The 11,704-nt window shown below is 38.8% G+C and carries 13 protein-coding genes and 1 pseudogene; 3 read left to right on the forward strand and 11 right to left on the reverse strand.

Features of this window, described 5'->3' with window-relative positions; all coding sequences use genetic code 11:
• Window positions 1-21: 21 nt before the first annotated feature.
• The 7 genes from atpH to ACM03V_RS31000 form a co-directional block, all read right to left on the reverse strand.
• A complete protein-coding gene (gene atpH / locus ACM03V_RS30970; RefSeq protein WP_414624652.1) occupies window positions 22-576 on the reverse strand; it encodes an ATP synthase F1 subunit delta in 555 nt (184 codons plus the stop codon).
• A 2-nt stretch (window positions 577-578) separates the two neighbouring features.
• The gene (locus ACM03V_RS30975; protein WP_414624653.1) at window positions 579-1,136 is read right to left on the reverse strand and encodes a F0F1 ATP synthase subunit B; all 558 of its coding nucleotides are present in this window, start codon (window positions 1,134-1,136) and stop codon (window positions 579-581) included.
• Between the two features lie 355 nt (window positions 1,137-1,491).
• Window positions 1,492-1,983, reverse strand: coding sequence for a F0F1 ATP synthase subunit B' (locus ACM03V_RS30980; protein ID WP_414624654.1), 492 nt, complete (start codon window positions 1,981-1,983; stop codon window positions 1,492-1,494).
• A 172-nt stretch (window positions 1,984-2,155) separates the two neighbouring features.
• Entirely contained in the window at window positions 2,156-2,401 is a 246-nt protein-coding gene (gene atpE / locus ACM03V_RS30985) for an ATP synthase F0 subunit C (protein ID WP_323235760.1), read from the reverse strand.
• A gap of 158 nt (window positions 2,402-2,559) precedes the next feature.
• On the reverse strand, window positions 2,560-3,312 hold the full coding sequence (gene atpB / locus ACM03V_RS30990) for a F0F1 ATP synthase subunit A (protein WP_414624655.1): 753 nt from the start codon (window positions 3,310-3,312) through the stop codon (window positions 2,560-2,562).
• A 70-nt stretch (window positions 3,313-3,382) separates the two neighbouring features.
• Window positions 3,383-3,817: an ATP synthase subunit I gene (locus ACM03V_RS30995; RefSeq protein WP_414624656.1), complete on the reverse strand. Its 435-nt coding sequence runs from the start codon at window positions 3,815-3,817 to the stop codon at window positions 3,383-3,385.
• A 552-nt stretch (window positions 3,818-4,369) separates the two neighbouring features.
• Window positions 4,370-5,551 (reverse strand): class I SAM-dependent methyltransferase, encoded by a 1,182-nt coding sequence (locus tag ACM03V_RS31000; protein WP_414624657.1) that lies wholly within the window; start codon window positions 5,549-5,551, stop codon window positions 4,370-4,372.
• A gap of 371 nt (window positions 5,552-5,922) precedes the next feature.
• On the opposite strand from ACM03V_RS31000, the gene ACM03V_RS31005 reads away from it, so the two are divergent.
• Both ACM03V_RS31005 and ACM03V_RS31010 read left to right on the forward strand, forming a co-directional pair.
• Window positions 5,923-6,696, forward strand: coding sequence for a hypothetical protein (locus ACM03V_RS31005; protein WP_414624658.1), 774 nt, complete (start codon window positions 5,923-5,925; stop codon window positions 6,694-6,696).
• 5 nt (window positions 6,697-6,701) lie between these two features.
• Window positions 6,702-7,475 (forward strand): SDR family oxidoreductase, encoded by a 774-nt coding sequence (locus ACM03V_RS31010; RefSeq protein WP_414624659.1) that lies wholly within the window; start codon window positions 6,702-6,704, stop codon window positions 7,473-7,475.
• 15 nt (window positions 7,476-7,490) lie between these two features.
• On the opposite strand, the gene ACM03V_RS31015 is transcribed toward ACM03V_RS31010, so the two are convergent.
• The 3 genes from ACM03V_RS31015 to ACM03V_RS31025 all read right to left on the reverse strand — a co-directional run bounded on the left by ACM03V_RS31015 (window position 7,491) and on the right by ACM03V_RS31025 (window position 9,446).
• Window positions 7,491-7,973, reverse strand: coding sequence for a GNAT family N-acetyltransferase (locus ACM03V_RS31015; RefSeq protein WP_414624660.1), 483 nt, complete (start codon window positions 7,971-7,973; stop codon window positions 7,491-7,493).
• A gap of 140 nt (window positions 7,974-8,113) precedes the next feature.
• Window positions 8,114-8,605, reverse strand: a complete 492-nt coding sequence (locus ACM03V_RS31020; RefSeq protein WP_414624661.1) for a nuclear transport factor 2 family protein — start codon at window positions 8,603-8,605, stop codon at window positions 8,114-8,116.
• Between the two features lie 106 nt (window positions 8,606-8,711).
• Window positions 8,712-9,446 (reverse strand): SDR family oxidoreductase, encoded by a 735-nt coding sequence (locus ACM03V_RS31025; RefSeq protein ID WP_414624662.1) that lies wholly within the window; start codon window positions 9,444-9,446, stop codon window positions 8,712-8,714.
• Between the two features lie 272 nt (window positions 9,447-9,718).
• Here ACM03V_RS31025 and ACM03V_RS31030 point away from each other — a divergent pair, with 272 nt between their 5' ends.
• Window positions 9,719-10,636 carry an AraC family transcriptional regulator gene (locus ACM03V_RS31030; RefSeq protein WP_414624663.1) on the forward strand — a complete coding sequence of 306 codons (918 nt, stop codon included), beginning with the start codon at window positions 9,719-9,721 and terminating at the stop codon, window positions 10,634-10,636.
• A gap of 254 nt (window positions 10,637-10,890) precedes the next feature.
• On the opposite strand, the pseudogene ACM03V_RS31035 reads toward ACM03V_RS31030, so the two are convergent.
• Window positions 10,891-11,526, reverse strand: a pseudogene (locus ACM03V_RS31035) (MFS transporter).
• Window positions 11,527-11,704: the final 178 nt, after the last annotated feature.

The following is an 11,704-nucleotide window of genomic DNA, read 5'->3' on the forward strand; positions in this document are numbered from 1 at the left end:
AATCTAAAATCCAAAATCGTTTTAGTTGTTCAAGCTCAAAGATAAGCGGCGTAACTGACCCCGTAAACTGGAATCAATTACCTGAGAACCGACTTTAATAATTACGCCACCAATAATGTCGCTATTAATCTTACTGTCTAACTCGACTTCGCGAGCATCAGTCATCGACTTAACTTTTTCTTTGATTGTCTGCTTTTGTTCGTCGGTGAGAGGAACGGCAGAAATCACTTCCGCTAATACTGTTTGATTTAGTTCTCGCAACTTCGCCAAATATTCTTGACCTATATCATCCACCAAAGTGATTCGCCGTCTATCTACTAGCAGCATCAAGAAGTTACGAAAGATTGGGTTGGTGTCGTCGCTAAGAATCTTGCTAATAACACCCTTCTTATCTTCACCATCAATAAACGGATTAGCAAAAAAGTTTTGCAGTGGCTGGCTTTCTTTCAGTAAGTTCAACAAAGAACGTACATCAGAGTCAAACTTATCTGCAACGTTGTTTGACTGCGCTATAGACATTAGCGCTTCAGCGTAAGGACGGGATATTGCTGCGGTTGCTGCTGTGTTACTTGCCATGATTAACTTCCTAATTGCGCGATGCTACGGTCAACTAATGTATGCTGAGCATCGTCAGCAATTCCACCACGGAGTTGCGACTCTACTTTTTCCAAAGCCTGAGCGACTACGCGCTGTCGCAGCTGGTTTATAGCTTTGTCCCTTTCTGTATTCAAATCTGCTGCTGCTGTCTGCTTCATTCTTTCCACATCAACAGCGGCTTGTGCGAGGATTGATTCTTTAGCTTTACCAGCGTTTTCTTGTGCTGCTTGCTTGATTCTTTCAGCTTCTGCTTGAGCTTGAGCCAATTTCTTTTGTTGGTCAGCTAAAGCGGTTTGTGCATCCTGAGTACGTTTTTCAGCAGCTTTGATCGCGGCTTCAATCTTCTCGCGGCGTTCTTTTAATTTACTACCTAGAGCTTTCCGTCCAAAAACGAATAGCACTACGATAATAATTGCCAAGTTAATTAAGTTAGTATCAAAGATGTCGGTATTCAAACCAAAACCTTCGTGACTTGCTTCTTCTACTAACTCACTTCCGACGGCGCTGGCTTCCGCCATCAATATTAAAAAAGTCCCCATTTTATCTCATCCACTATTGCGCTGCTTTCAGCATAAAATATACGATGCCGTATCAATCAAGCATCTATAAAAAAACTAAATCTCTCTAGAACCTTTAGGACTAGTAGTAATTTACTTTTTTTATAATTCGTAATTAATCAATATTAGTCAATTTTTATTTTAAGCAGGGCGTTGGCTAAAATATCAAATTGCCCCTACCTTTGATTTCAAGGTATTATAGAACAATCCAAAATCTAAAATTGAATTCACCCTTTAGTTGCATATGGGGTAATAATTACGAATTACAAAGTAGTAATTACTGAATTCGAGCCAAGCAAATTTACAAACTTTCCTTTATGGAGCAAGTTACAGTTTGTTATCGCTGTGCTGCTAAATCCGCTCCTAAAAGCTTTTCTAATATTTGGCGAGAAAGACCATCAACTTCTTTTTCCAAAGAAGCATAAGCCTCTTGTTTTTGCTGCTCGATTTCTTGAGATGCTTTTTCTCTTTGTGCTTGTGCTTCTTGTTGGGCTGCTGCTACTTTTTCGGAAGCAGTACTCTGGGCTTCCTTTTGAGCATCAGCAATTACTTTTTGTGCTGCTCTTCTTGCACCTGCTAATTCTTCTTCATATTGCTGCGCTAATTTTTCTGCTTTCGTCAAGCCTTCTTTTGATTGCAATTGATTATTGCGGATAAACTCGTTCCGCTCATCAATTGCTTTACCCAAAGGCTTGTAAAAAATTGCGTTGAGAATTAATGCTAAAAGTAGAAACTGAATTGCCATTAAAGGTAGAGTCGCATCTATATCAAATAGACCACCTTCTTTGGCAACTTCTTCTACTGCGAATAAAGTTGTCCAGTGAATCATTATTGTTTGCTCCAATTATTAACCTTAGTTCTGAGCCTGAAAACCAAATATTTAAGTTATGAGTTATGAGTTACTAATTAATTCCTAACTCCTCACTCTTAACTCTTAACTTATGTACAGACGTAGCACTGCTACGTCTCTACAACTTTGCTCTCAGTACTCAGTACTTAAACTATGCGAAGGGGTTAGCAAACAATAGTACCAAGGATACAACTAGACCGTAGATGGTTAGTGCTTCCATAAATGCCAAACTTAATAGCAAGGTACCGCGAATTTTACCTTCTGCTTCTGGCTGACGAGCAATACCTTCTACAGCTTGTCCAGCAGCGTTACCTTGACCGATTCCAGGTCCGATAGCAGCCAAACCAACAGCTAGAGCAGCAGCTAAAACGGAAGCAGCAGAAACTAATGGATCCATGATAATTATTCCTTGGTTTACTTAAATAGAATTGGTTTTCAATTTGTTGTTAGTTGATAGTTGTTAGTTGTTAGTTGTTAGTTGTTAGTTTTTAGTTAATAACTAATTATCAAACAATTAACTTCTACTACCAATAACTAACCGCGATTATCGGGGTTTTAATGTTCCCCTTCAGCACCGTGGTGGTCTTCCAACGCTTCACCGATGTAAGCAGCCGCCAGGGTAGCAAAAATTAGTGCCTGAATAGCGCTGGTAAATAGTCCCAAAGCCATTACAGGTAGTGGCACAAATAAAGGTACTAGTAAGACTAATACTCCCACAACTAGTTCATCTGCCAAAATATTTCCGAACAAACGGAAGCTTAGGGAAAGAGGCTTTGTAAAATCTTCAATTATCTTGAAGGGCAACATGAACGATACCGGCTGAACGTAGTTGCCAAAGTACCCTAAACCCTTCTTGCTGAACCCAGCGTAAAAATACGCCAAAGATGTCAACAATGCTAAGGCAATAGTTGTATTGATGTCACTAGTAGGAGCAGTTAATTCGCCTTCAGGTAACTCTATCAACTTGAAAGGAACAAGTGCCCCAGCCCAATTTGACACAAAAATGAACAAAAACAAAGTGCCTACAAATGGCACCCAGGGGCGATATTCTTTCTCGCCAATCTGGTTTTTAGCCAAATCTCGAATGAATTCGAGGGCATACTCCATTAAATTCTGTATACCGCTCGGAATCCGCTTAATATTACTACTTGCTAAAAGGGAAACCAGCACCAGCACGGCAATCACAAACCAGGAGGTAAGAAACACCTGTCCGTGTAATTTTAAGTTACCGATTTGCCAGTACAAATGTTTTCCTACTTCTAATTCTGCAAGAGTCACAGAATTAAAAGAATTCAGAAAATCTATCATTTTGCTGACCATCACTACGTTTCGACCATATTAACTGGATAATAGCTTTTTAAACTTACCCAGCTTTATGCTAGTCAGGATTGAATGCCACACGAATTACGTAGATTATCAGCGTTGCTTTATAGGTTAAAAAGCCTAAAAATATAGGCAATATTTCCAATTGATTCCACTTTCCTGCTAGCAAAATCAACAACACTATTAAAGCTAACCGAGTTTTACTCAGTCCTTGCTTTTCTCTACCCAAGCGCTCAACATCTTTTGCCAACATCCTGAGATAAACTAAACCCGCACATCCTCCAATTAAATAATTTAGAGCAATGTTTAAGGAATAAAATATCCAAACAGAGATAAAAATAATCCCTGTTAAAGCAAGAGTAATACCTAACAACTCCCGATAGAGTTTATAGAAATCTTGCATGGAATCCGATTCTGCATTCTCAGAACCAGCTTGAGCATTTTCTATTGTCGAAGGCGCGGATTCAATCGTATTATCTGACAAGCTCACGGGACTTGAAACCAGTACAGAAGTTTGATGTTGACTGCAAATCCAGTCAGTTGAATCATATCACGGTTGGGTAACATTACTTTAGAAAAAAACAATTAACTTCTTGTTACCTAAAAGCATCATTCAACTAACTGTCTACCTTAATTTTTCGACACATTTACAAGCATAAACAACCTTGGTGAGGAAAAATCGTAGTAAAAAGTACAGGACTACACGGATGACAAACAGAGAATACTATGTGTCTCCGAAGCTATCCGATTCGACATTCTTGGAGAGAAGGCGATAGCCACAGAAAAACGCTTATCAAGGATTTTATCCCCGAATTCACAGAATTGTCATCAGCGATATTAGCATTTGGTCAATGTTTAACTGTTAACTGATAACAGTCTTGGATTGGGAATGGGTAATGGGTAATTGGGGATTGGGAGAGAGGGGGAAGAGGGGGAGAGGGGGAAGAGGGCGTATAAAAATTATTAATTCCTCACTCCTAACCCTTCTAACCTTTGACCTTTGACCTTTGAATTTTAACCTTTGACCTATAACCTTTAACCTTTAACGTGAAGTAAGCATTACTAACTGTTGTTTTTGAAGTTCTTTGACTTTTTCTAAGTCGAGTTTAATGTTATTCAAAATTTCTCTTACGGTTGAGTTTCCGTTGCAGGCTTTCATGAACTCAATTTCGTTTTCTGACAATCTAACTAGTTGATAGTCGTAATTAAATATACTTGATGCCGGAAATCCATCTATACAAGGATTTAATTCTGGAGTTGCTGCCAGGAGTGCATTATCGTCAGTCCAATCGGCTTTATCTAAAGGTGGACGACTCAGGAAAAATTCGTAGTGGCTAATATCTGGGTCTAATAATTCTATCAGTCGGTAACGTTCTCTTTCTCCCAAGTTTCCGGCTCTTTCGATTAATTCTGGTGCTTTTGCTAAAAGTCTTTCTAAATTCCAGTAGCTGGGATTGGAGAAACCAACGAAATCTAAACCGGAAGCGTCAATTAATTCAAATAAGGTTTCGATATTATAATCAATTTCTTGGGGATGAACGTACATATCGGCGAAATTTTCATCGCGCTGGTTTTCTAAAGCCCATCTTTCTTTCTCTCGTTTGACTATACGGTTATTTTCTGGAAGTGAATCAAATATTTTTCTACCGACACTGACACCATCGCGATAATCGCCGCGTTTGTCATTTTGAAGTAGTGCGATCGCATCCTGCATTAACCTAATTTCCCAGCGTCCCAATTCAGCATATACAAAGATGTGCATCAAACCACCGGGGGCTAATTTTTTGGCTAAGGCTTGAATACCGCGAATTGGCTCTGATGTATGATGCAAAACGCCGACGCAGTTAATTAAATCGAATTCACCGGGTATTTTTTCTACATCGAATAAACTCAGGTGATGAAATTCAGCACGATTTGCACCGGAGCGCTGACATCTTTCTTTGGCAACATTTAGCGCACCTTCACTTAAATCAATTCCCACTACCGAGGCTTGGGGATTCAGATGAACTAAATATTCCGTTCCTACACCCGTACCGCAACCCGCATCAAGAATACGAATATCTTGTTTTTGCGGTTTTCTTCCCGTGCAAAAATTGTAAGCAGCCAACCAATTCCAGCGCCAATTGTAACCCGGTGGTGGTTCGTCGAGTAAAGGTTCTGGAGGAAAGGGGTAGGTATTATAAAGGCTGGCTACTGCGTTGCTTACTTGTTGAGTATCTGACATGAGGATTTTGGATTTTAGATTTTTCGTTTTGGATTTTGGATTAGAGTTGTTTTTATATTTTGGTGTAGAGACGTAGCAGTGCTACGTCTCCATAAATTTAGGTTTGTATCAAGAATTTTGTGAAATACTATATGAATCTTTCCTACCATATTTTGTTGAGTTTTGGAAATTGATAGGTAATAAAATGTGGCAGCACTTTAGCGCTACTACGAGCCTTAATATTAATTTATCGCATCTATCTGTAGATATAGTTTTTATTAACTCTTAAATGGTTGTACGCTAGGAACTTCCGGATGATTTCTTAAGTCTTATTAAACGTGAAATAACCTTTTTATGTTAGTTTTCACATATCAATAAATTGATTATTTTTTATGTTTAAATCAAAATCAGCTTCTCGCTACTTATTAGCAATGATCGGATTTGCTTTACCAATATCTATTGCTTTAACTTTAACTTCAGTGCAACCCGCTCATGCTTGTAAACCAGCACCTGGCGCTCAAGCATCAACTTTGGCTCAAAGAGTAAATAAAACTCCGATTGTATTTCAAGGAGTTGTAACAAGAGTTAAAGAAGATACCCTTACAATTCAAGTTAAACGATACTTGAAAGGTGTGGGGCCGAAACTTGTCAATCTGAAAGGATTTAATCAAACTTCTTGCGATAATATTATTCAAAAACCGGGGGGAAATTTTATATTTTTTGCAGAGAATGAAGGAAAGCAGCCGTGGAATGCAGTTTATGATGGTGCATTTGGTTCGGTACGCCCTTGGGATGCTAAAACTAGGGAAGAGTTGAGGGAATTAGGATTAATTGGTAAGAAAACAACAAATAATTCTAAATGCGCTTTTGATAGCCGAAAAACTGTAGAAACGGTAGAAAATCAAGTTGGTAGAATTCAGCGTATCCACGATAAACTTTATATTATTGTAACTGAAGATAATCGCGGCAGATTTGCACCTTGTAATTTCCCTAATAAGTTCAAAAAAGATGGATTGAGGATTGTCTTTAGTGGAGAAATTAAAGAAAGTTATCCTAACGAACGTTGGGCAGCTACGCTCTTTAAATTGACTGATTATAAGCTTTTAAATACCCAGGATAAATCAACAAAAGCTAGTGAATTTAATTCTGTTGATCGCAAAGAATAAAATTGATGATAAATTACGATTTATCGGGGAAAGTCGCTTTAGTAACTGGTGTTAGTCGAAATATCGGGATTGGTGCGGCTATTTCCCGTTATTTAGCCGCATCAGGTGCCAATGTCTTTACAACTTATTATCGACATTTTGACGAACTTATGCCTTGGGGTAGTAACTCAAGTGAAGCAGAAGAAATAATTGAATCGCTGAAGTTAGAAGGAGTTAATGCATCAGGAATTGAAGCTAATTTAGCTGAAGCTGAAACTCCTAAAAAACTGTTTGATGAAATTGAGAAAACTTTGGGAAATGTAGATATTTTAATTAATAACGCTGCTCATGATGAACAAGCGGATATTTATGCTTTATCACCTGAATTGCTTGATACTCATTATGCCGTAAACGTTCGCGGTACAACGTTATTATGTGCTGAGTTTGCCAAACGACATGATGGAAGAAAAGGAGGAAGAATTATTAACCTTACTTCCGGACAAACTTTAGCACCGATGCCAGAAAGTTTACCTTATGCAATTACAAAAGGTGCAATAGAAGCGCTTACGATAAGTTTAAGTGCAAGTCTTGCTAGTAAAAATATTACCGTTAATGCTGTAGATCCAGGTGCTACAGATACGGGTTGGATGAGCGATGAATTCCGCTCAAAACTTGAGAATAAAGCACCTTTTGGAAGAGTAGGGATACCAGAAGATGCTGCAAAGACAGTGTTATTTCTTGCTTCCGATCAATCACAATGGATTACCGGACAAATTATTCGTTCTAGGGGAGGAATGTAAATCAATTAACAATTATCAAATAATTTCTAAAGTTAAAACTAAAAAATAAATGCCATCTTGCTTTCGTTGAAATTTATGAACTTGCTTAAAACCAGCTTTTTCATATAGTCTTATTGCTTGCTGATTAAATTCAGCTACGGTAACGCGAAACAAAGTTGTTGAAAAATGACTTTGAGCGAAATCATATACAGCATTGATTACCCGAAAAGTAATTCCCCGTCTGGTTAAATTTGGACGCATACCAAATCCAACATCTAACGCTTCAATATTGTAATTACCACCTTTGACTCTTGCATCTGTACCAAAGCAACAGTAAGCAATAAGTTCATTACAATTATTGAACATACTGTAGTAGGCGTTTTCAGGATTTAAAAAATCTTGTACGGTTTCTTCAATTTCTGAAAGATTCGGATTATAAAAGTCTAATGATTCATCATAACGCCAACTTAAAATGATTCGGGCGCTTTCCTCGTTCATTGGTGAGAAAATATAAGACATATATTTCGTGACTGGAAGTATAATGCCGCCAACAACACTATAACCTTCATTATTGCATCAGCTAATTTTGGATGAAATTTACTGATTAGAAACATAATTTTTCCGCTAGTTCAAATAAGTAGGATTTTCCATCAACAGTGTTATTCAAGTTTCATCTCCAGAACTTTTTCAAAAGCTGGCATATCCAAGAATGCAGTCACTGAAGTGACTTCTTCACTCTCGAAAGTGAAAAACCAGGCATAGCTGTTCTTATACTGTTTCCCATTAATTAAAGTCGTCTCAGCATCAAAATGAATAATAACAACGTCACCGTCTTGATAAACCTTCCACTGGGTTGGCTTTAAGGGCGCGGCTATGCGCTTGGTAAACGGTTTAATCAGCTTTTCTTCAAAAGGTTTACGTGTGTAAGTACCTGCGTATTTATTAAAGCCACTAATCGTCCAGCGCATATCTTCTGACAAAAGCTCGAAAGGGGAGCCAGTGCCCTTTTGCCATTGCTGAAAACTCTCCTCGACAATGACCTTTTTACTTTGCGCTGTTGTTCCATTTTCAACAGAAGTTTGCCCCACAACGCTACAACTGACCGTGAAAATAAGCGCTATAGCAGCTAGAAAATGAAATGGTTTAATCATGATGATGTCCTTTTTTGTTTGTCGAAGTTATTCAGAGATATCTATCTGTTGAACAGCTAAGCTCTTAGTTTTGCTTTACTGCAATAAAGGTCTGCACTAATGCTCTTCAGAATGCGCTAGTCGTAGGTCGGACAATGATTTCATTTACATCAACATCATTGGGTTGGGATACCGCGTATAGGATAGCTCTAGCAATCGCATCCGGTGCGAGGGAAATTTTGCGAAATTCCTGTAAAGCTTCTTTTGCAGAGGCTTCCGTGATATCTGAACCCAGTTCCGTCTCCACAACACCCGGAGAAATGGTGGTAACGCGAATATTCGGCGATTCTTGGCGTAGTCCTTCTGAAATTGCCCAAACGGCATATTTTGTAGCGCAATAAACGGCACCCGTCGGAACTACAAGATGTGCGCCGATTGATGCTGTATTAATAAATTGACCGTCACCCTGTGCCTCCATAATCGGCAGACCAGCGGCAATTCCGTTCAATACACCATGAATATTTACGTCAATCATCTTGTCCCACTCTTCAACCTTCAAGGCATTCATTGGCGAGAGTGGCATTACGCCTGCATTGTTAAAAATTACATCGACACGACCAAACTTGTCTTTAGCAAAGTGAATGAATGCTTTCATATCTTCGCGGTCGGTGACATTCAAAGCTTTGTATTCTGCTGTACCACCTTGGACACGAATAGCTTCGACAATATTTTCTAGTTTTTGGGTTCGTCGTGCCCCTAAAACAACTTTCGCGCCGTTCTGAGCCAGTAACTTGGCACTGGCTTCGCCGATACCACTACTGGCTCCTGTAATCGCAATGACTTTATTTTTTGCATTTGACATGATGACCCTCCTTTGCTATTTCTCGCAATCAAACAGATATTTTTCTCTTATTTTCGGCTTGGTCTGTTAAGCAAAGCGATTTACGTGGTATTTTGCGACCATTGCCTTATCCTTTCATCGTGTTTTTAGATGAGTTCATCATAGCGGTGACACGGAGGTTTATTAATACACAAACCTCGCAGATAATTGCCTAATTCTCTCAGATGGGGTTTTACCAAAATATTCTTTGTGATTAGTATAGAAATGTGGCTATGGGATGGGAATACTGCATAATGGCTGAAAGACTGAGATTCAGTGGAGTTATGAATTTGTGTCAGGATCTAGCAGCATTATTAACTCAGCATACCGATGGTAAGGGAAACGGTGTTCACAAAACCGCTATCCCTCAGCTGGAATTTATGCGGGAATTGGAAGCCTCAAAGGGGATGTGCGGTGTCACTGAACCCACTCTTGCTATCATGGTGCAGGGCAAAAAAGAAGTGTTGCTAGGAGAGGAGACTTATCAGTACAGCACAGCTCAATATCTAGTAGTCTCGGTGGATTTGCCCCTCAGAGCTTTTGTTGTGGAAGCAACACCAGATAAACCTTACTTAGGCTTCAAGTTAAAGCTAGACCCCATCCAACTTTGCGATATTATTAACCAAATCCGACTTAGTACGGGTAAGAAAGAAGACTCGATGAGAGGCTTGTTCGTGAGCGATGCTGATATCCCACTGATTGATTGCGCTATCCGCTTGACAAGGCTTCTGGATACACCACAAGATATTCCATTTCTGGCACCGCTGCTGATTCGCGAAATGTATTATCGCCTTTTAGTAAGTGAACAAAGTGAAGCGGTTCGCCAAATTACTACATCTGGTAGCAATATGCAGCGTGTTACTACGATGATTTTACGTATCAATAATGACTTTACAAAATCATTCCGAGTTGAGGAATTAGCTGAACAAGCCAATATGTCTCCGGCATCCTTTCATCGTCATTTTAAGAAAGTCACGTCTATGAGTCCATTACAATATCAAAAACAATTGCGACTATTGGAAGCACGTCGGTTGATGCTTGCCGAAAATGCCGATGCAGCTAATGCAGCCTATCAAGTAGGTTATGAAAGCCCCTCTCAGTTCAGTCGCGAATATTCTCGTATGTTTGGCGCACCACCAATAAAAGATATTGAACGTTTACGGCTGGCTTGAATTTGGCACGAACAATAAAATGTCGTTGTAAACTCTGGTACGCAGCCAAATCATATTAAGTCATATAGCTCAGGTTAATTAGAACCATAATATTACCACCGCGAATTGGAACCATTATTATTAATGCCCAATGCCCTATTCCCTCCTTTCTTTTAATTTCAAAACAATTTCTTCATGCTTGGCTTGAGTAATTGGATAAAAATAAGCTATAACCAAATCAATAATTAAAATTAAAGTTGGCAGGGGACAAATTATTAAACGAATTGCCCATAATGCGGAATCTGGCTGTACGGGAGTTTAGTGGCAACTGTAGGAATTAATCCCGACCAATCTAATGTTTTACCAACTAAAAATAAGGCTGCTGCAATACCAAATTTTTGCAATTGTACTACAAATCCGTAAAAAATTCCTTCTCTACGTTGCCCGGTATTTAGTTCATCTAAATCTACTACATCCGGTAACATTGCCCAAGGTGCAATATAAGCAACAGAAATACCAATTCCTGCCATTACTGCCAAAATATACATTAATACAGTTTGTCCCGGTTGAAGAAAGAAAAATCCGGCTTGAGCGATAATTGTTCCAGGAATACCCATACAGTAAATAGCTTTTTTACCAAATTTTTGTCCCATAAAACTCCAGAAAGGCATGAGAATTAATGCTGTTCCCTGCACTGCTAAAGCCATTTGGGTGAAGTGAATTTTGGGTAATTGCATCCAATCTACGACCTAATAAGGTAATATCGCTGCCGTTACTTGGGTTCCCAACCAAGAACAAAGATAAATCCCAATTACGTAAAGAAATGGTTTGTTGCTCAGAGCTATTTTAATTTGTTTTAAAATCGGTTCTGAAGGTGCTTGCTGAATTTTTTCGCGTTCATTTTGGATTATTTTATAGTACTTGTAAGTTCCCCAAACACATAAATAAACCGCTAAAAGTCAGATGAAACCGCTGATTGCTCCTAAATATAAATAGCTTTGAGGAGCTTCAACAATATCTAAAATAACTTGAGCTAATATTAGAGCGAATATACTTCCACCAATTGCAAAAGCAACTTAAGGAATAGAT

Source organism: Calothrix sp. CCY 0018, from assembly GCF_963920925.1.
GTDB lineage: Bacteria > Cyanobacteriota > Cyanobacteriia > Cyanobacteriales > Nostocaceae > Rivularia.